The organism is Nocardia sp., assembly GCF_025465275.1.
GTDB lineage: Bacteria > Actinomycetota > Actinomycetes > Mycobacteriales > Mycobacteriaceae > Nocardia.
In genome coordinates this window covers 12,629-33,243 of record NZ_JAODNK010000138.1, presented here as the reverse complement: position 1 = coordinate 33,243, position 20,615 = coordinate 12,629, and the positions used below count along the sequence as shown (strand labels likewise).

The window sequence follows — 20,615 nt, the reverse complement described above, 5'->3', positions numbered from 1 at the left end:
GCAATGATGCTGCCCGCCATACTCTCGAGGCCGCCGTCACAAGGCTGTGCCCGCATGGCGGAAACAACTGGCTATCCTCGACTTATGAGTCTCGATCCCGCTGTCGGCCGCGCCCGGCTGCCCCGTGGCAGCCACGGCCTCGACCGTCTGACGGTGGAGAATTCACAGCGCTTCCGCATGATGTGGAGCGTGCTCGAATCGGTCTCCGAACGCGGCTATGCCGCCACCACCGTGGCCGATATCGTGGCCGGCGCCAATATTTCCCGGCGCACCTTCTACCAGTTCTTCACCGACCGCGAAGACTGCTTCGCGGCGGCCTACTCCGAGGCGGTCGCACAGGTGGTCGCCGCCATGGACGCGGCCATCGCCGCCGCACCGCGCACCGACTGGCGCACTCTGGTCCGCACCACGCTCGGCGAGTACCTGCGATTCCTCGCCGAGCACAGCGAATTCGCGCACGCCCTGCATACCGAAGCCTTCGCCGCCGGACCACGAGTGGCCCGCCAGCGTGTCGACCTGAAGAAGATCTTCGCCGCCCGCATGCGCGCCGCCTTCGAAATCGGCCGTGCCGCAGGCGATATCCCGGCAGACATCGAGACCGAGGTCTTCGACGTACTCATCGGCGCCATCGACGACCGCGTCCGCGACTGCCTGCTCTTCTCCCAGGCCGCAGACCTGCCGGAACTCACTCCCCTGCTGTATCGAATCACCCTGGCACTCTTCGAAGTTCCGGAGCCACGGCAGGCTGGATGAGCGACATGCCCATCGCCTTTTCTCGTCATTCCGGCGCGCTTTTGGCCGGAATCTACGCGGTTGCGGTGGATCCCGGCCAAAAGCATGCCGGGATGACGAGGGGCTTCATGCCGGGATGACAGGCGGCTTGCAAGGAGGACGGGGGGCTTGCTGGGATGACAGGAGGGCTCAGGGCAGCGGATGGATCCCGTCGACGACCACCGCGGTGGCGGGTTTGGGGGCGGCGCCGCAACTGGCTTGGCGCGGGGCGTAGGCGACGGTGCGGGTGGTGACCAGCCAGCGGCGGCCATCGCGGTGGGTTACTCGAGCCGCACCCGCGAAGGTGGCGGGGTCTTTTGTTGTGGCAGGGTCGATTTCGGCCGGTTCGACAGTGAGGTCGTCTATTCTTGCGCCCGGGTCGGCAGCACCGGTGGTGGGCTCCGCATGGCCGTCCGTGGCGCGACGGGTATAGGCCTCATCGCTGATCTCTTGGCGGACAGCCACTTCCGCGACCTGTTCGACCGCTGTGTAGCAACCCCGGCCACGGAAACCGGTCAGCGATATCTCGCCGCGGTCGGCAGCATCGACCATGGCGACAGCCGAATCCCCGTCCATGCGACCGTAAGTCAGGCCGGTGGGCAGTAGAACCACTGCCGGGGCGAACCGGTGACCACCGGTGTGCGAGCACTCCCAGACTCGGTCCGGGTACAGATCGGACAGACCGGCCGCGATCGGACGACCGAGCAGGGCGCAGCACTGATCGCGCTTACCGTGCGCGCAGACCAGCACCACCGGTTCCTCCACCAGCGCACCGATTCCCGGCGGCGGGCCATTCAGCAGGTGCAGGTCCAGATCCAGCAATTGTTTGAGGTCGGTGATCTCGAAGCGCTCACACCAGGAGCCCTCGGGCCGGGAACTGGCGATGAGAACCGTGCGCACACCATTGAATTCATAACGCCCGGGACGGCGGATCACCATGGGACGCACGTGGGCGGCCTTGGTGCGCGCCGCCAGTTCGGCGGTGATCTCGGGGCCGAGCACCTCGTCACCGATCACATCGCGGCCCCACGCTCCGGGCTGCTCTATACACAGCCAGCCGGTGATGCGGGTGGCGCTGCCGGGTAGTGGAATCTCCCGCGCGGCAGCCGAACAGGCCAGTCCCTCGAACGCCGTCACAGCGGCTGCCCGTCGGCCAGTTTGCGAATCAACTGCTCGAGGCGACGTGCGCGCGTTTCCGGCCGCACCGCACTGCCCAGGTGATAGCCGACGACGATTCGTGATTGCGCGGGCAGCGTCTCGAAGAAGGTCGCCGCTTCGGGATTGAGCGCGAGGGCGGCGAGGAAATCCTCCGGCAGATCGCGGCCGGCGGCATTATCCCAGCGGCCGTCCTCCTTGGCGCGGTCGATCTCCGCCTGCCCCGCCGGATGCATGAGGCCCTGCTCGATCAGCTCCGCGACGAGCCCCTCATTGCGCTGCGACCACGGACTACGGCGGCGGCGCGGGGTGAATCCGACCAGATAGAACTCCTCGTCCAGTGGCCGTGCCTGCCCGTCGATCCAGCCGAAACACAGGGCCTGCCGGAGTGCGCGGGCATGGTCCAGCGATACCCAGCCGGTCCCTTTTTTCGCGAATTTCATCCAAATACCGTCGACGGCAGCATGATTGGCCGCCAGCCATTCCCGAAACGACTGCTCATCGGCGAAGAACAGGGTAGGACGCTCGAGTGCGGACACCGTCTAACTGTAGATTCCGCCGCGGCCTCCGGTGTTCGGTCCCCGTAAAACGCAATTGTCCGGCGCTTCGCCGAACGCACCAGCTCAGTGCCCCAGGAAGGGCAGGACCGTGCTCGCGAATTCCTGATAACGGTCGCGGTGAATGCTGTGCCCGCAACTGAAGACCCGCACCGTGCACTCGGGAACGGCGGCGCGCAGCAATTCCAATTTCGCCGGGTCGACCATGCCGCCCGGGCCGCCGCGCAGGAAAAGCAGCGGCGCCGCGATCTCGGGCAGGCCCTCCCACCATTCCGGCAGTGGTTTGCGGAACTGCTCCAGCGCGGTGCCGGTCATGGCGCGGTCGAAAGCCAGCACGGCGCGCGGATGCCGGACCAGACTGCTGGTGGCGTGCCACAGCTCCGGCAGCGACGGCAACCGGCGGGTCAGCGTCATCTGCTCGTCCCCGGAACGCAGGGGCAGCGGTTGCTCTTCAATAACCAGCCGCCGCACCAATTCCGGGCGCTCCATGGCCGCCCACGACACCGCGTAACCACCCAGCGAATGCCCGACCAGATCGACCCGCTCCAGGCCGAGCCGATCGCACAGCCGCAGCACATCCGCGCCGAACTCCGGAAAACGATACGAAGCGGCGTGCCCGCTCCGGCCGTGCCCCCGCAGATCCGGAATGATCACCCGCCGCCCCTGCCGCACCAACTGCGCCGCGAACCGATCCCAGGTGTGCCCGTCCCCGCCCATCCCGTGCACCAGCACCACCGGCACATCGCTCGACCCATGCCCCGCCGCATCGGAATCCCGATAGGCGATCAGCACGTCTTCGAACTCGACCCGGGTGACCGTCTCCACGATCAACCAGCCTACGGACCCGCCTCCCACACCGCCGCAGGTTGTGCGCACCGCCATAACCCGATGACCAGCCCGCTGCTACCCCGCCACCCCGTCGCCCGGCCGGCTCCATCAACGGCACAGCCCGTGTCTGAGCCGCACACGCCTTGCAGAGGCTGCGCGATTCAGACACGGGCTGTTTTTGGTACGGCAGCATGGCCCGATTCACTCGTAGAGGCCCTCGACATGCCAGGTGCGGTTGTAGCCGAGCAGCAGTAGGGCGCGTATGTCCTCGTCCAGCAGGACCTGGGCGCGGGCGGCGAAACCGTACTGGAACTCGTGAGTCCACCAGTGGTCGTCCAGCGGCCACGGGCCCGCCCATCCGATCAGTCGCCAGGACCGCCGGCCCCAGTGCAGCTGCGCCGGATCGGCGGTGAACAGACCGCGGTCGGTCACCCACACCGGAGACCCGTCCGCCGCCTCCACCCGCACCTCCGGCCGGCTCACCCACACCACGGTCGGCGCGGGCTCCGGCAACCGCCCCGGCCACGGCTGCGCCGGATCCGCCGCAGGCACTGGCTCCTCCCCCAGCGTCACCATGGTGATCCGCTCCGCAGGCCCGCGCCCCCCGCTGAGCACCCCCAACCGCACCGCATCCCCACCCAGCAACCCCTGCACCCGAACCAGCGCCCGCCGAGCCCGCTCCTCATCCTCACCGACCCCACCCCACAACCCGAGCTGCAACGCCCCCGCCGAAACCACCTCCACCGGCTCCAGCCGCAGCAGGGTAATAGGAGAACCCGGCACCTCGTCCCACTCCGCCCATCCATCCGAGTCCTGCTCCACCCCAGCAGATTCCGAGCCACGCCCACTCGGTCCGGCGCCACGCTCAGCCGATCCGGCACCACGCCCACTCGAACTCGTGTCACGACCAGTCGAATCAGTATCGCGGCTGAACGCACCCTTGCTGCGGCCGGATGAGTACGCCGTCGTGCCGTTTCCGTACGAGCGCGGCTCCACGTTGCGGCCGAATGCTCCACGCCCGGTGGAGCGCGCGCGGCGGGCGCGGTCCAGGGAGCGGCGGGTGAGCCAGCCGTCGAGTTGCCAGCGGATGCGGTCGGCGGTGCTGTCGGGGGTGAGGGGTTCGGCGCAGCGCCAGGTGCGGGAAAACTGTTCGCCTGCTTCGGTTTCCGCGTGTATGACGAGGCGGGTGCAGGCCATCGAGGCGGCGGAGAGGCCCTCGTGCAGGCGGGTGGCGAGCAGGCGACCGGCGAAGGCGGCGGCGTCGACGCGATCGATCGGGGGATCGCAGCGGTACTCCACCGTCAGGTCCGGGGCGGGGGTCTGCGCGGAGGGCGGGCGCTCCGGTTCGGCACGGGCACAGCGGTGCGCGGCAATGGCATCCGTGCCGAAGCGGGACGCCACCTCGGCGGGGGTGAGCGCGGCGAAATCGCCGATCCGTCGTAATCCCAAGCGGTGCAGCAGATCCACCAGGTCGGCGCGTTCCGGTGCGGCCAGGGCAGGTTCCACCGATAATTCGGAGACCGGCAGCGGCGCAAGGAATTCCGCACCTTTACCGGTCGGCACAATGGTGGCGCGGCGAGCGGCGAGCACCGCCGTGGACAGCTCGTCGGCAATGCCGATCTGGCATTCCACCCCGACCGCCGCCACCGCGTCCACAAGCTGTTCCGCCGCAGCCTCTTCCGACCCGAAGAAGCGGGCGGCGCCGCGCGCGGACAACACCAGCAGCCCCGGCCGCAGCACCTCCACACCCGGCACGGTCGCATCCACGGCCGCCACCACCGGTTCGAACAACCGCGCATCCCGATCCGGATCATCCTGCGCCACCAGCAGATCCGGGCAACGCCCCTGCGCCTCCCGCTTCCGCAGCCCGCGCCGAATCCCCTCCGCCCGCGCCGACGCCGAACACGCGGTCACCCGATTAGCCGAAAACACCACCACCGGACGGGTGACCGGCGACCCCGCCTCGGCAGCCGCCGCCACCGCAGGCCAATCCAGGCACCACACCGCCAATACCCGCCGCGCTTTCACACCCATCTCATCACTGCCGCACTACCGAGCTGACGCTCGAGCAGTCTCACCACCCGCCGCGCACAAGTTGGTGCGCAGCGCACGAAATAACGCCAGATTCCTTGCGCAGCATGCGAAATTGCGCGCGGGAACATCTGCACGCCACGGCCGCTAACCCGCGACACAGCGCTGCCAACCGCGGTCGGCCACTCGGCAGTCAAGAGACGGCATAACGGGCGGCCACTCGGCGGTCAAGAGACCGCATGGCGGGCAAAGCTCGGCAGCCGAAAGACGGCACGGCGGACAGAGCTCGGCGGGCAAGAGACGGCACGGCGGACAAAGCTCGACAGTCAGGAGACAGCATGGCGGTCGGCGCTCAGAGGGTCGGGGGCGGTATGGGATTCGAGGACAGGGGGATTCGTGTGTACCCATTCAACCCGGCCGTTGCTGGGGCGCAGGGCCAGATGACCCTGCCGGGGCTGGGCGGAGCGGCCGTGCACGGAGACATCCAGCCGGACGGTGCGCAATCGGCCGCAACCGCGTCCCAGACCGCTGTACCCGGCCACCTGACTGTCGATGCGCAGCACGGGACCGGCCCAGGAACCACCGGTAACCACCAGCGTGGAGCCCTTGCTACGGGCGCGAGCGGTGAGTACTCGCGTGCGTGACATGGGCACCGAAGCACCGTTCAAGCCGAGAATCACCAGATCCAGGCCATCCAGCAACACCGAGGCGACTTCGAGCGGGTCCGGGCCGGGGTTGACGACAACAGCCAAACGGTCCAGTCGCGCACCCATTTCCGCTGCTGCCAGCAAGCCGAAGCGTGGCACGCCGACAACCGCGGCATGACCGCCGGAACCGGTGACCGAGGCCAGCAAACCGGAGAGCAAAGAATTGGCACCGGAGTACAAGACCACCGACCCCTTCGCCAAACCGCCTTCGGGCAAAAGGTTTTCGAGCGCGGGCGGCACCGGCAGCGACTCACGCCGCAACCCCGCGGCCGGTACCCGCGCGCCCTCGGTCATCGGCGGCGGACCCGCCTCCGGTCGCGAACCCGCCGCCACCGGCTGCACTTGCCGCGTTGCCGCGCGCGATTGCCCGCCCGGCAGGCGTACCACCGCCTCGGCGCCACGCGCCGGAATCGCCGCCATGCGCCGCCGCAATTCGGCCAGCTGCACCTGTTTCGATTCCTCCGCCGAACCCATCTATCGACCACCTCTCCCAATCGATGGGGACCCAATTCCCAAGAGCGCACGGCTCCACCACACTGCGCCGAAGCCACATCCCGAACCCCCTACAGGTCCGGGACGGATAAGCCAGCACCAACCCAGCTACTCACGATAGTCGAATATATGTTCGATTCAAGCACAGTAGAACTCGAGCCTCGACGCGCGTCAAGAGGCAGTGGCGCAAACCTCGAGTTTCGAACCAGGCCAGTCAGGATGGTTTTCCGCTACCCTGCACCCGTGACCGAACGCGCCCGTCCCATCGTCGGCCCCGATTACCTGGTGGCCGGCCGCTACCGTCTGCAATCGAAGCTCGGCGGCGGCGGCATGGGTGCGGTGTGGCTGGCCAAAGACCGCCTACTCAACCGCGATGTCGCCATCAAGCAGGTGCTCACCACCGCCGGACTCAATGAGCACGAGGCCCAGGAGGTGCGGCGACGCATCATGCACGAGGGCCGGGTGGCGGCGAAGCTGTCGCACGAGCACGCCATCGCCGTGTACGACGTCGAGCTCGAGAACGGCGAGCCCTGGCTGGTGATGGAGTACCTGCCCTCGCGCAGTGTCGCCAAGGCGATCTCGCTGACAAACGCGCTCTCCCCGATCGAGGTCGCGCAGATCGGCGCACAGGTCGCCGACGCACTGGCCACCGCACACGCCGCGGGCATCGTGCACCGTGACATCAAGCCCGGCAATATCCTGGTCGCCGATCGCGGCGACGAGGTCGGCATGGTCAAGCTCAGCGACTTCGGCATCTCCAGCGCCGCGGGCGATGCCGACGATGTGGGCGATGTCATCACCGGCACCCCCGCCTACCTGCCGCCGGAGGTCGCGCGCGGCGCCCAGCCGACCACCGCCAGCGACGTATTCTCGCTCGGCGCAACGCTGTACACCGCCATGGAGGGTCAGCCGCCGTACGGCTTCCACGACGACAGCGGGGTGATCGTGGAACGCGCCGCCATGGCGCAGGTGATTCCACCGCAGCGCAGCGGACCGCTCACCTCGGTCCTGCTGCACATGATGGAACCGGCGCCGCAGCGGCGCCCCACCATGGCCGAGGCGCGCAATGAAATCCTCACCGCGGCTTTCGGTCCCGGTACCGCGCCCTACATTCTCGGTGCGCCGGTGCGCACCGACGACGGCACCATTCCGGCCTGGGCGGCCCGCAATTCCGCTGCCGGACTGCGCAGCCCGCACTCCAGCCCGCTCCCCCGCCCGCAGCGCGCCAACTCCGCCGCCGCACCCGCTGCCCCGCAGCAGAAGTCGAAGGGCTTCGACATCTCCAAGCTCGGGCCCAATGCCGGGCCCCTGGCGGTAGCGATCGGCCTGCTCATCGGCCTGCTGATCATCATCGTGATTCTTGTTGTTTTGTAATTCGCGAAGGTGACAACTGATTTCGTGAGGCCCGGGTAACTCGTCGGGTACGTCCAAAATCGGTTCGCCCCCCGGCCGCCAGCACGCGTGCACGACCGTCAACGGCACCCAGCCGTGCGCCAAAGTTCCGGGGAGGCGGGTCAGTCGATGCGGCGGCGGTGTGCCCAGCGAGTCAGAGCATTGCGGTTGGACTGCTGGGTTTTTCGCAGCACGTTGGAGGCGTGCGTCTCGACCGTCTTCACCGAGATGAACAGGTTCTCGGCGATTTCCCGGTAGGTGTAGCCGCGCGCCAGCAGGCGCAACACCTCCAGCTCACGCGGTGTGAGCGAGTCCAGTTCCGGATCGAGCGGCGGCTCGGGCACCTGGGACCTGCCGGTGAACGAATCCAGCACGAAACCGGCCAGGCGCGGGCTGAATACGGCATCGCCGCCCGCCACCCGCCGAATGCCGTCCGCGAGTTCGGAACCCGAGATCGTCTTGGTGACATAGCCGCGCGCACCCGCGCGAATCACCGCGATCACATCCTCGGCCGCATCGGAGACGCTGAGCGCCAAGCACACCGGCCCCGCCTCGACACCCTGCAGCACCGCCACCCCGCCCCCGTCGGGCATGTGCACATCGAGTAGCACCACATCCGGTGTGGTCGCCTTGATTCCGGCAATGGCCTCGGCCACCCCGCCGGCCTCGCCGACCACCTCCATATCGGATTCACGACTCAGTTCGGCCCGCACCCCGGACCTGAACACGGCATGATCGTCGACCAGAAACACCCGGACACTCACCACAAGCTCCTCATTCGGCAGAGTCGTGCTGCACCACAATACGTTCGTCGGCACCATCCTTGCGGGGCATGGTGATTCGCACCTCGGTGCCACGCCCGGGCGTCGACGTGATCTCCACATGCCCGCCGCGCCGTTCGATACGGGCGCGAATGGATCTGGTCAGACCCTGCCGGTCGGATTCGACCGCGTTCACATCGAAACCCTTGCCCCGGTCCCGCACGAAGACGCTCACCTGATGCGGTTCGGCCTCCGCGAACAGGTCGATCGACGGCACCTCGGCATGTTTGGCGGCATTCACCAGCGCTTCGCGGCTGGCGCCCAGCAGCGCGGTGAAATGCTCCTTGGGCAGGCCGATACCGCTGTCGTCGACATCCATGGTCACATCGCCCACCGTCACCGGCGTGACCTTCACCCCGTGCTGATCCTCCACCTCACCGGCAATGGTGCGCAGCGCCGCAACCAGACTCGACTGCGCCGGCCCGGTGTCGTCGAACAGCCACTTACGTAGCTCCCGCTCCTGACTGCGCGCCAGCCGCACCACCTCGTGCTGATCCCCGGCCTGCCGCTGGATCAGGGCGAGCGTCTGCAGCACGGAATCGTGCAGATGCGAGGCGATCTCCTCGCGCTCGTCATTGCGAATACGCGCCGCGCGTTCATCATTCAGCGCCCGCACCATGCGCAGCCACAGCGGCACCGTGAGCAGCCCGGCCCCGACCAGGGTGACCGCCACCGCCAGCAGGGCCGAACCCAGCGAACTCAGATTGATGCGCGCCAGCACCACCACACCCAGCCCGACCACGATCAGCGTCGCGCCGGCGACAATGCGCGCCCAGGTGACCACCGACGGCCGCGACGGCAACCCGATGGCGGATCTCGGCCCGTCCGCATCGAATTCGCGCCACACCAGCGCCGCACCGATGGCGACCACAATGATCGGCCCCACCACCTGCGCGGCCGTCCCGTTGAACAACCACGACATGCCGACTGACAGCGCCAGCCCGAGCAGCACCAGCCCGATGGCCTGCCGCCGCTCCGACGCCGACGGCTTCACCGCGTCCCCGCCGCCCGGCGTGAAGATCCACAGCAACCCGTAGGCCACCACCCCGGCCCCGAGCAGCCCGGACAGCAGGACGAACGCTATGCGCACCTTGAAAACATCGATGCCGAGATGATCGGCCAGACCGCCGGCCACCCCACCGACCACCCGGCCGCCGGAGCGCCGCAGCAAGCGCTGCGGCTGCGCCACCACCGTGCGCGCAGGATCGAGCGCCCCACGGGCAGGGTCGAACAGGGGCGCGGACGGATACATATCTCCGATACTGGCATGCCACGGTGACAGGCAACATCGGGAAACACCCCCATTCCGGCCCTGAGACCGCCGGTTTGTCCGGTCCGGACAGAAAACCGGCCCTGAACTGCACGGAAATCGGACCGACCGCATTTCGGCGGCGCGCTCGGACGCACCGGACCGGACGACGGGCGCAGCGGCCGGACGAAACCGGGCTGACCGGACCGGAGAACCGATCGCGACCCCTCTCACCAGCAGTTACTGCTCGCTCGAACACATAAGGGACTCGGCCCGCACCGGGTGTCCTCCCTAACTTTCTCCTCGGGACCAGCGAGTTCCACACCGCGACCGCTACCGCAGCGGCGCAACAGGTTCGGGGAGGAACCAATGATCGTCAAAACCGCTTTCGCCGCCGCTGTCACCGCAGCCGGACTCACCTTCGGCGCCGGGATGGGCGTCGTACATGCCGACGCTCTGGCGCCGCACGAGAAGAGCACCACCGCACCCAATGGCATGTCGATCACCGTCGGGCATACCGACAATGCCGCCCGGGTGGTGCCGCCGTTGAACGGGATGCCGACCAGTCGGGAGGTGTACCTGGACAACACTTCCTACGGGCGGGTGCAGGGCGGCACCGGCAAGATCCGCACCGGCTACTTCGTCGCCTGCGCCGTCGATCTGGATGTGAAGTTCGATATATCGGCGAATGTGGGCATCACCGCCGACGCCTCGGTGGGGGTGAGCGCCGGGACGGATCTGGTGACACCGTCCGCGAATGTGAGCATCGCCCCCACCATCGGCGGCAGCATCGGCGTGGATCTGTCCATCACGCCCGGCAAGATCAACGACGTCAAGCTCGGTGAGAAGGAGCTGCCCGCCGGCGGCACCGGCTACATCGTCGACCACGACTACCGGCTCACCGTGAACGGCTGCGGCGGACCGCTGACGGTACAGGCGTACACGATCATCGAGGCCACCTCGCCCGAGGCGGATGCGGGCGACTGGGTCATCGGCGACCCGGTCGCGCTGTGATCCGGCGAATCCGCCGGCTCGATGCCCTGCGGCGGCGCAACACCACGTTGTGCCGCCGCATCGGCGATCCTGCCGCGCAGCAGCTAAATTGGCCTGATGCTCGTGGGGGACAGGCACATAGGGGACGCACCATGGTGACCGGGGAAACCGAGGAGCGGAACCGTTCACCACGAGCGCTTTTCACCCAGCGGTTCACCGAACTCTATGAAGCCGCGGGCAATCCGACACTCCGCCGGGTCGCCACCGCGGCGGAAACCCGTATGCGCGGCGCCCAGGGCAATCGCCCGGGCGGTGCGTCCGCCCAGCGCATCAGCGATTGGAAAGCCGGCCGAAATGTTCCGGCCCGCTTCGAATCCCTGCTCCCGGTGGTGCTCACCCTCGTCGAACTCGCCCGCAAAGGCGGGCATCCACTCCCCCGCGAACTCGCGGAAACCCGCGAATGGCAACGCCTCTGGCATGCCGCCACCACCTGGAACCCCGACGAGGACGACCACGCCGCCTGCCCCTACCCGGGCCTGACCTCCTACCGCCCGGAGAATCGCACCCTGTTCTTCGGCCGCACCCGCGCCACCACGGAACTCACCGCCCTGGTCCGCGCGGCCACCGGCCTGGTCGCCGTCATCGGCGCCTCCGGCGCGGGCAAATCCTCCCTACTCGGCGCGGGCCTGCTCCCCACCCTCACCGACTGGGAGACAACCGCTCTCACCCCGGGCGCACACCCGCTCACCGCCCTCCTCGAAGCCGTCACGGGCAACGTGCCGGCCTCACAGGCCACAGCGGACCCGCACCCGGTACCCGGCGCGGGGACCGGGACCACACTGAAATCAGCAGCCGCCTCGAACCCACAAGATGCGCCAAAATCGCCGACCAGGACCGGATCGGGGTATGGAATCGGATCGGAATCAGATTCTGCCCCAGAAGATCCCGGCACCGCGTCCACCGCAATCCAGGTCGCGACGGTCCGCGCGGCACTGACTCCGCGCAGCGACCGTCCGCGGCGACTGCTGATCATCGATCAGTTCGAGGAGCTGTTCACCGCCTGCGACAGCGAGCAGGAGCGCGAGGAGTTCCTGACGGTTCTGAACGGCTGCGCCGGACGCGCCGATGATCCGATCGCCGTGGTTGTCGCCCTGCGGGCCGACTTCTACGCGCACTGCCTGAACTACCTGGTCCTGCAGGATGCCCTCGAGCATCGCAGCTACCTGCTCGGCCCGATGCGCCCGGACGAGCTGGCCCAGGCGATTTCGGGTCCGGCGCGGGCCGTCGGCCTGGAGCTGGAACCCGGTCTCGAAGAGTTGGTGATCACCGAATTGTGCGGCGCCGGTGACCATCACGGCCGCCGCACCTACGATCCGGGCGCGCTGCCCCTGCTCTCGCATGTCATGGCCGCGACCTGGCAGCACCGGGAAGGGCGCCGCCTCACCGTCAACGGCTACCGCAATGCGGGCGGTGTGGTCGGCTCGGTAGCCGAAACCGCCGAATACGCTTGGAACGAACTCTCTTCCACCCAACGCGAAGCCGCGAAGTCGATCCTGCTCGGGCTTGTCACCGTCACCCAGGATTCCCGCGACACCCGCCGCATCGCACAGCGCTCGGAGCTGCTCCGCCGAGTCACCAACCCCGAAGATGCCACCGCCGCACTGGAATTGCTCTCCCGCACCCGCCTGATCACCCTGGATTCGGACGCGGTCACGCTGACCCACGAAATCGTCCTCACCGCCTGGCCCCGCCTCCGCGCCTGGATCGACGAGGACCGAGTCGGCTACCTCACCCGCCAGCGCCTCGAAACCGATGCCGCCGAATGGGCTGCCCAGGAACGCGATTCCTCCCTCCTCTACCGCGGCACCCGCCTCCACAACGCTCTCGACAATGTCGACCCACCCCCGGTCGGCCCACTGGCCCGCGAATTCCTCACCGCCGCAACGACCGCACAGAAGAAGACCCGCCGCCGCTCCCGGTACAGGCGGATCAACCTCGTGTTTCTCGCAGTGGTCCTGCTGATCACGGCCTCCGGGCTCTATTACCAGAACCGCCTCGCCGATCAGCGGCGCAATGACAAGGATTTCGCCGCCGTCCTCACCGCCGCCGATCAAGCGCAGCAAACGGATCCGTCACTCGCGGCACAGCTGAATCTGATCGCCTGGCGTATGCATCCCGGCGATTCGGCCGTGCGGTCCCGGCTGTGGCAGACCGAGGCCAGCCCGCTGGTCACGACCACCGCCGCCCATTCGCAGGCCGTCAAGAGGATCCTGTACCAGCCCGGTGGCAAGGTACTGGCGTCACTGTCCGAGAACGACGGCAGTCTGCGACTGTGGGACAACACCGACTCGAGGCATCCGCGGGCGCTGGGGCAGCAGATCAGCGGGATCAGTGAAATCGCCCTGAGCTCGCAGAGCCCCCTGATGGTCACCACAAATATGCGCGATGCGCCCGATCATGCTGTCACGCTGTGGGATATCTCGGCACCGGCGACACCTCGCCGTCTCACCACCATGCCCGGCCTGACCGATGCGCAGGATGCCTGGGTGGCATTCACACCCGACGGCCGCACGCTGGCCGCACTGACCCTCACGCGCCTCACGCTCTGGAACGTGAGCAATCCCGCCGCCCCGATCCTGACCTCGTCCAAGCAGGTGCGCGACGAACACGCGTCCGGAATGATCGGTCCGATCGGCTTCAGCCCGAACGGCAAATTGCTGGGCCGCATCAACAACAATGGCGACACCATGTCCAACACCGCAGAGCTGTGGGATGTCGCCGACCCGGCCGATCCCACGCTGGTGACCCCGTCCGTCAGCGGCACCAACGCAGGCCCGCTGATCGCCTTCGCCTTCAGCCCCGACGGCACCGTTCTCGCCGTCGGCGCCGACTACAACGGCAGCGCGACGGGTGGGACCAATTCCAATGTGCAGCTGTGGGATATCGCGGATCCACTACACGCGCGATTGTTGTCGACGCTGTCCACCGACCGCCTCAGCCTGTCCACGATGGAATTTTCACCGAACGGCGACCTGCTAGCGACAAGCGGCAGTCGCGGACCGACACTCTGGAACGTCACCGATCCGGCCGCCCCGATCCGCTCGATCGACAAAATGACAATGAGTCCCACCCTGTGCCACCTGGACAGCCTGACGACGCCCTGCTCCGGCGGCCCCACAACCTTCGACTTCGCCCCCGACGGGCGTGCGGTGGCGGCCGGCGGTCTCAGTGGCGACATTCAGATCTGGTCACTGCCGCCCGCCGTGCTCACCGGGCGCACCGGGTGGGCCGCGCCACCCATAATCGCCGCGAACGGCGCCCGCATGGCCACCAACTCCGGCGACGGCCGCATAGCGCTGTGGGATATCCGAAATCCTCAGATACCCAAGCGAATCGGTGAGTATCGCGCCGACACCGCCTACGAATGGGCACAACTGTCCGCAGACGGCAACACGCTCCTGGTACTGGATTACCTGCACGGCGCCGTGCAGACGCTCGACGCGTCCGACGCCGCGCATATCCGGCAACGTGGTGAATGGCGTATTCCCACCTCCATTGCACCCGCCGGCATGACCTTCAGCGCTGATCTTCGGCTCATGGCCACCACCAGCGGGAACATGGTGCAGCTGTGGGATTTCTCGAATACGGTCCAGCCGAAGGCCGTCGGCGATCGATTTCCGATGCCGGAGGGCCACAGCATGCCCCTGTTCGGTCCCGACGGCAGCACATTGATCGTCCTTTCGACCACCGAGACGGCCGCACATCGGGAGTTCTCCATGACGTTGTGGAACATCGCCGATCCGGCACAACCGCAACGGATCTCGGAGCTGGTGCGCCAACCCGCCTCGGAGATCGACACCGGCGCCCTCACGCCCGACCACAAGACCATGATCACGACCAGCAACGAGTTGATCCAGGCATGGGACATCGGCAATCCGGCGAAACCGGTCCGGCTCGGTGCGCCGTTCACCGCGAACACTCTGCCCATCCAGCCGGTCGGGTTCACCGCGGACTCCCGCACCCTGGTCACCGTCGGCGTGGACGGCACACTGCAAGAGTGGGACCTCACCGACCGGGCCCACCCCGCGAATATCGGCACCCTGGTGCAATCCGACGCGTACGCCTGGAATGCCGCACTCGCACCCGACGGGCGGCACGTGGCCTCGAGCTCCAGAGACGGCACGGTGCACCTGTGGGATCTGGACGAACAGCACGCCATCGATCGCATCTGCACCGTCACCGGCGCGATGTGGAGTCCAGAACTGTGGCAGCGCTATCTACCGCAACTGCCTTATCAGCCGCCCTGCAACTGACTGATGCGGCCACCGGGCAGTTCACCAGCGCGGCGGGCGGCGGACCCGGTCTTGCGCTGACCATCCGATCGCGGCCCGGCGGACGGCGCACCGATTTCGCATCGACCGACCCGATCGCACCGCGCCAGGCAAGTTCAGGTGGTGTTTCAGGGTGTTCCCCGATGCGCCCGGAGCGGCCCCGCAACGACTATGGACCCCATGACGAGAACGAGCGACTGGTCCAGGGGCACCGGGCGTGCCGGCTTCGCTGATCAGCTTCACGACATGTGGCAGACCCGGCCGGTGCGGCTGCCGAACAACGGTCCGATCGCGGGTGTCGCGGCCGGGTTCGGGCGGCGGTACAACGTGGATCCGGTGCTGGTGCGGGTCGCGTTCGTGACGTCGGCGCTATTCGGCGGGGCGGGCATCGTGCTCTACCTGATGGCCTGGCTGCTATTGAGCCAGTCGGGCGACCAATCCTCCGCGGCGGAATCGCTTTTCGGCCGGGGGCAGAGCTCGCAGACCTCGTCCAAGACCATTGTGCTGCTGGTGGCGCTGGGCATCGCCGTCACCACGGTGGGTCCCGTCGGCGTCGGGCTGGGCGGGTCGGGGGTGATCAGCTTCGCGCTCATGCTGGCCGGCTGGTGGCTGCTGCACCAGCGGCAACCCGCGCCGCCGCAGGATTATCTGTCGCAGACGGCCGCGGATGCCACACTCGGCGAATTCCCCGTCGCGAACTCACCGTTCTGGACCGGATACCCGGGCACCACAGCACCATTCGACACCTACGGGCCGTACACGAAGCTCCCAGACAGCTACGAACCCGATCCGAACCAGCAGCCGCCGGCTTCGGAGGCTCCGACCGAAGCCTTTGCCCGGCAGAGCTTTTCACCAGAAGCCGAGGTTCCGACTCAGGACACCGCAGTACCGAAGGCCGACCAGGATGTAGCGCAGGATGTTTCGACTCCTGCTGCGGAATCCGAGACTGTCGTGCTGCGTAAGGCCGAGTCGAATACCACGGGCACTCAGGATGTTCCGGCACCCGACGGCGACCAGGCGACGGTCGTACTCCGCAAGGATTCGGGCGCCACGGACCAGAACGACTCCCCTAACCAGAACGACGCCGGGGCGGGCGGCGGCACCACCGAACCGGAAGCGCCACAGGATCAGCTGCCGTCCGACGGCACACCGCCTGCGCTGCACCGGATTCCGTCCGCATCCGAGCGCCCCTACACCGCCTACGGCCCCGCACCCATCTCCCCCGATTTCGGCCCCACCCCACCCGGCTGGGATCCGCTCGGCGTGGCCCCGCTGGCCTGGGATCTGCCCGAACCCGGTCCCGGCCCGGTCCAGCAGACGCTGCCGGTGCAGAGCGCGCCGCGCAAACCCCGTTCGCGCCTGACCCTCATGGTGATCGGCCTGGCCATCCTGGCCGCAGCCGCTGCCGGAGCGGCGGCAGCCTCGGGTGTGGAGTGGATGACGCCCAGCCGCATCGGCGCCGCCGCACTGGCGGTGATCGCGCTCGGCCTGATCGTCGGCGCCTTCCTGCGGCGCGGCTACGGACTCATGGTTCTCCTTGCGCCCCTTGCCGGTTTCGTCATTCTGTCCTCGCTGATCGGCCCCATCGAATTCGACAAGGGCTCGATGGGCGATCACCAGTGGACCGCGGTAGCGGGGACCGAACTGCTGCCGGCGTATCACGTCTCGATGGGCTCGGCGACGCTCGATCTGAGCAAACTGCAGCTCACCGAGGATCGGGCCGTCAAGGTCTCGGTGCGCATGGGTGACGCCAGGGTGGTACTGCCCCAGAATCTGCGCGTCGATACGACGTGCAATGTGCGCCTGGGTGATTCGAACTGTGTGAGCGGAATGTCAGGGCCTGCAACGGGTCCGGTGCTGAATCTGACCGTCGATGTGCAGATGGGAAACGCGGAGGTGAATCGTGGCTGAGCAGAAGAATCGTCGTCCGTCGTTCTCGCTGCTACTGGCAGGACTGCTGGGACTCGGTGTGAGCGTGTGGGCCTTCATCGGCCCGCACTCCTGGCCGGTATCAGGTGGACTGTCACTGGGGTGGATCGTGGTGATCGCCGCAATCGTTGTCGGTATCGTATTGGTTCTGTCGCCGCGTAAGAACAGCGACTAACTCGCCGCGCTGCCCCACCCTCGCCGGGGCAGCGCGGACGCCTTCGAGGACTGCCCTCCGAGAAGGCAGAAGGCCCCTCGCCGGTAACGGCGAGGGGCCTTCTCTTCCGCCTCTCCGCGACTTAGGCGCACAGCTGAGTGCCGTTGCCGGTTGAGGACGCGTACCGGCGGTTGGGTGCCGAACCGATTTCCGGGGGTACCCGGGGAGTTACCCGGCCCTCACGAAATCAGTCGTCACCTCACTCCCATTCGATGGTGCCCGGCGGCTTGCTCGTCACGTCGAGCACGACGCGGTTGACGTCCGGCACCTCATTGGTGATGCGGGTCGAAATGCGTTCCAGCACTTCGTACGGCAGGCGGGTCCAGTCGGCCGTCATGGCGTCCTCGCTGGACACCGGGCGCAGCACGATCGGATGACCGTAGGTGCGGCCGTCGCCCTGCACGCCGACACTGCGCACATCGGCCAGCAGCACCACGGGGCACTGCCAGATCTGCTTGTCCAGACCGGCGGCCGTGAGCTCCTCGCGGGCAATGGCATCGGCCTGCCGCAGCAGGTCCAGCCGATCCTGATTCACCTCGCCGATAATGCGAATGGCCAGACCCGGCCCCGGGAACGGCTGGCGCGCAACAATTTCCTCGGGCAGCCCGAGCTCACGGCCGACCGCGCGGACCTCGTCCTTGAAGAGCAGGCGCAGCGGTTCGACCAGATCGAATTCGAGATCGTCCGGCAGACCGCCGACATTGTGGTGGCTCTTGATATTCGCGGTGCCGGTGCCGCCGCCGGACTCGACCACATCGGGGTAGAGCGTGCCCTGCACCAGGTATTCGACCTTGGTCTCGCCCTGCTCGCCGACCACCTCGGACACCGCATCCTCGAACGCCCGGATGAACTCCCGGCCGATGATCTTGCGCTTCTCCTCCGGATCGGTGACGCCCTTCAGCTCACCGAGGAACTTGTCCACCGCGTCGACGGTCACCAGCCGGGCGCCGGTGGCGGCGACAAAATCGCGCTGCACCTGCTCCCGCTCGCCGGCCCGCAGCAGTCCGTGATCGACGAACACACAGGTCAGCTTGTCGCCGATGGCACGCTGCACCAGCGCCGCCGCCACCGCGGAATCCACACCGCCGGACAGACCACAGATGGCATGCGCGTCACCGACCTGCTCGCGCACCTGCGCGATCAGCGCCTCGGCGATATTCGACGCCGTCCACGCCGCGGGAATCCCGGCGATCTCGTGCAGGAACCGGCTCAGCACCTGCTGGCCGTGCGGCGAATGCAGTACTTCGGGGTGGTACTGCACACCCGCGAGCCGCCGCTCCAAATTCTCGAACGCGGCAACCGGCGCACCGGCGGAAGTACCGGTGACCTCGAAACCGGCGGGCGCATCGGTGACCGCGTCACCGTGGCTCATCCACACCGGCTGCCGGGTCGGCAATCCGCCGTGCAGAATGCCGCCGTCCACACTCAACTCGGTACGCCCGTATTCCCGGGTTCCGGTATGCGAAACAGTGCCGCCGAGCGCCTGCGCCATGGCCTGAAAGCCGTAGCAGATACCGAACACCGGCACATCGAGGTCGAACAGCCGCGGATCCAGCTGCGGCGCCCCCTCGGCATACACACTGGACGGACCACCCGAAAGAATCACGGCGAGGGGGTTCTTCTCCGCGATCTCCTCGACGGTGGCCGTATGCGGAACCACCTCGGAGTACACGCTGGCCTCGCGCACCCGGCGCGCGATCAGCTGCGCATACTGTGCGCCGAAGTCGACAACAAGGACTGGTCGCTGGGTATCTGCCACCGAGTCAGTCTAAAGAGCGACATAGGACACAGACCCGCCACCCCGGACCTTTAGCGCCCGGCTCGGATGCCGTTAGCTGTTAGGGACGCGTAGTGCGGTTGAGAGCCGAAACCATTTTGGGGGTACCCGGGGAGTTACCCCGACCTCGCGAGATCAGTTGTCAGCTTACGCAAGAGACAGATCGCACGGCGGACCGTAGACCACCTGCCAGTATTCGGGTAGGGCCTAGCGTCGCGGGATCGGCGGGTAATCCGGCCCGGAACAGCGGGTCCAGGGGCCCCGGGCGAACCGGTGGCCGGGAAAGCGGCGCTGTTTGTCGCCCCTGCTGGCTATCCTCTACTTCGTGCCATTCGCCCGTGCGATCGATGCAGAGATCCACTACGAGGACAGCGGGGGCGAGGGTCCGGTACTGCTGCTGGGGCACGAATTCCTCATGGACAGAACAATGTTCGCCTCGCAAACGGCGGCATTGACGCCCGAGTTCCGGCTGGTGTCCTGGGATGCTCGCGGGCACGGCCGCACTCGTGACGAGGGGCTGCCGTTCACCTACTGGACCTGCGCCCGCGACGCGCTGACCGTGCTGGATCAACTCGGCACGCAGCAGGCAGTGCTGGGCGGGATTTCGCAGGGCGGGTTCATCGCGCTGCGTGCGGCCCTGCTCGCGCCCGAACGTGTTGCGGCACTCGTGCTGATGAGCACCGAAGCGCACGAACCCTCCCGCGCCGAACTCGCCAATGCCCGCAATTTCCTGGACAAATGGAACGAAGACGGCCCGCGCCCGGCCCTGGCGGATCATCTGGCGCACTGGCTCATCGGCGACGACGAGTGCTCCCGCACCGTCTGGGTCGAACGCTGGCTGGCCCGCGACCCCAATGCCATCGAGGTGGCCGCCGGCGCCCTCCTCACCCGCGACTCGATCCTCGACCGACTACACCAGATCACCTGCCCCGCACTGGTTATCCACCCCACCCACAGCGGCGTCCCGCGCGCCCACGCCCGCGAACTCGCCGACCGCCTCCCCGACGCCCGCTACCTCGAAATCGACGGCGGCCGCCAAACCGTGAGCATGACCCACCCCGCAGCCGTCAACACCGCCATCCGAGAATTCCTGCACGACCACATAACTTCCCGCTCCACCACCACGTCCCCCCGCATCCGCATCAGCGAAATTTCGGCCGGAACACCCATCCCCCGCAATCCCGAACAGTAGAAACGGGATTCAACCCACCCCGCGGGGCACCCACCGAAATGACTTCGCCCCCTGCCCATCACGCCCGAAGGCGTGTGAACAGGGGGCGAAGATTATGGGCCGCTATCCCTCACGATTTATGGACTGGGCAATGACTGCCTCGGTGCGTATCACCGTGTGCCCTGCAGCGGTCTGAA

The 20,615-nt window shown here is 67.5% G+C and carries 15 protein-coding genes; 7 read left to right on the top strand and 8 right to left on the bottom strand.

Annotated features, from left to right (window positions below; all coding sequences use genetic code 11):
- The first annotated feature begins 84 nt into the window (after positions 1-84).
- Positions 85-753: a TetR/AcrR family transcriptional regulator gene (locus JWN03_RS30335; protein WP_297622182.1), complete on the top strand. Its 669-nt coding sequence runs from the start codon at positions 85-87 to the stop codon at positions 751-753.
- 168 nt (positions 754-921) lie between these two features.
- Here the strand turns inward: JWN03_RS30335 and JWN03_RS30330 are convergent, their stop codons facing one another.
- From JWN03_RS30330 to JWN03_RS30310, 5 genes are all read right to left on the bottom strand, one after another.
- Positions 922-1,908 (bottom strand): sucrase ferredoxin, encoded by a 987-nt coding sequence (locus JWN03_RS30330; RefSeq protein WP_297622180.1) that lies wholly within the window; start codon positions 1,906-1,908, stop codon positions 922-924.
- Positions 1,905-2,465 carry a YdeI/OmpD-associated family protein gene (locus JWN03_RS30325; protein ID WP_297622178.1) on the bottom strand — a complete coding sequence of 187 codons (561 nt, stop codon included), beginning with the start codon at positions 2,463-2,465 and terminating at the stop codon, positions 1,905-1,907. The genes JWN03_RS30330 and JWN03_RS30325 overlap by 4 nt, the downstream gene beginning before the upstream one ends.
- Positions 2,466-2,549: 84 nt before the next feature.
- Positions 2,550-3,308 (bottom strand): alpha/beta fold hydrolase, encoded by a 759-nt coding sequence (locus JWN03_RS30320; RefSeq protein ID WP_297622176.1) that lies wholly within the window; start codon positions 3,306-3,308, stop codon positions 2,550-2,552.
- Positions 3,309-3,512: 204 nt separating this feature from the next.
- Complete coding sequence (locus tag JWN03_RS30315; RefSeq protein WP_297622174.1) at positions 3,513-5,345, bottom strand: Y-family DNA polymerase; 1,833 nt, start codon at positions 5,343-5,345, stop codon at positions 3,513-3,515.
- Positions 5,346-5,668: 323 nt separating this feature from the next.
- The gene (locus JWN03_RS30310; protein WP_297622172.1) at positions 5,669-6,523 is read right to left on the bottom strand and encodes a hypothetical protein; all 855 of its coding nucleotides are present in this window, start codon (positions 6,521-6,523) and stop codon (positions 5,669-5,671) included.
- 261 nt (positions 6,524-6,784) lie between these two features.
- Here JWN03_RS30310 and JWN03_RS30305 point away from each other — a divergent pair, with 261 nt between their 5' ends.
- Positions 6,785-7,915 (top strand): serine/threonine-protein kinase, encoded by a 1,131-nt coding sequence (locus tag JWN03_RS30305; RefSeq protein ID WP_441343085.1) that lies wholly within the window; start codon positions 6,785-6,787, stop codon positions 7,913-7,915.
- Positions 7,916-8,055: 140 nt separating this feature from the next.
- On the opposite strand, the gene JWN03_RS30300 is transcribed toward JWN03_RS30305, so the two are convergent.
- Positions 8,056-8,685, bottom strand: coding sequence for a response regulator (locus JWN03_RS30300; protein WP_297622216.1), 630 nt, complete (start codon positions 8,683-8,685; stop codon positions 8,056-8,058).
- Between the two features lie 22 nt (positions 8,686-8,707).
- Complete coding sequence (locus JWN03_RS30295; RefSeq protein WP_297622168.1) at positions 8,708-10,006, bottom strand: ATP-binding protein; 1,299 nt, start codon at positions 10,004-10,006, stop codon at positions 8,708-8,710.
- A 366-nt stretch (positions 10,007-10,372) separates the two neighbouring features.
- Between JWN03_RS30295 and JWN03_RS30290 the strand changes: the two genes are divergently transcribed.
- From JWN03_RS30290 to JWN03_RS30275, 4 genes are all read left to right on the top strand, one after another.
- Positions 10,373-11,017: an MspA family porin gene (locus JWN03_RS30290; protein ID WP_297622166.1), complete on the top strand. Its 645-nt coding sequence runs from the start codon at positions 10,373-10,375 to the stop codon at positions 11,015-11,017.
- Between the two features lie 131 nt (positions 11,018-11,148).
- Complete coding sequence (locus tag JWN03_RS30285) at positions 11,149-15,309, top strand: nSTAND1 domain-containing NTPase (RefSeq protein ID WP_297622164.1); 4,161 nt, start codon at positions 11,149-11,151, stop codon at positions 15,307-15,309.
- Positions 15,310-15,507: 198 nt separating this feature from the next.
- Complete coding sequence (locus JWN03_RS30280; RefSeq protein ID WP_297622162.1) at positions 15,508-17,238, top strand: PspC domain-containing protein; 1,731 nt, start codon at positions 15,508-15,510, stop codon at positions 17,236-17,238.
- On the top strand, positions 17,231-17,431 hold the full coding sequence (locus tag JWN03_RS30275; protein WP_297622160.1) for a hypothetical protein: 201 nt from the start codon (positions 17,231-17,233) through the stop codon (positions 17,429-17,431). The genes JWN03_RS30280 and JWN03_RS30275 overlap by 8 nt, the downstream gene beginning before the upstream one ends.
- Before the next feature lie 238 nt (positions 17,432-17,669).
- On the opposite strand, the gene guaA is transcribed toward JWN03_RS30275, so the two are convergent.
- On the bottom strand, positions 17,670-19,229 hold the full coding sequence (gene guaA, locus JWN03_RS30270; RefSeq protein WP_297622158.1) for a glutamine-hydrolyzing GMP synthase: 1,560 nt from the start codon (positions 19,227-19,229) through the stop codon (positions 17,670-17,672).
- Between the two features lie 343 nt (positions 19,230-19,572).
- Between guaA and JWN03_RS30265 the strand changes: the two genes are divergently transcribed.
- On the top strand, positions 19,573-20,439 hold the full coding sequence (locus JWN03_RS30265; protein ID WP_297622156.1) for an alpha/beta fold hydrolase: 867 nt from the start codon (positions 19,573-19,575) through the stop codon (positions 20,437-20,439).
- Positions 20,440-20,615 lie beyond the last annotated feature (176 nt).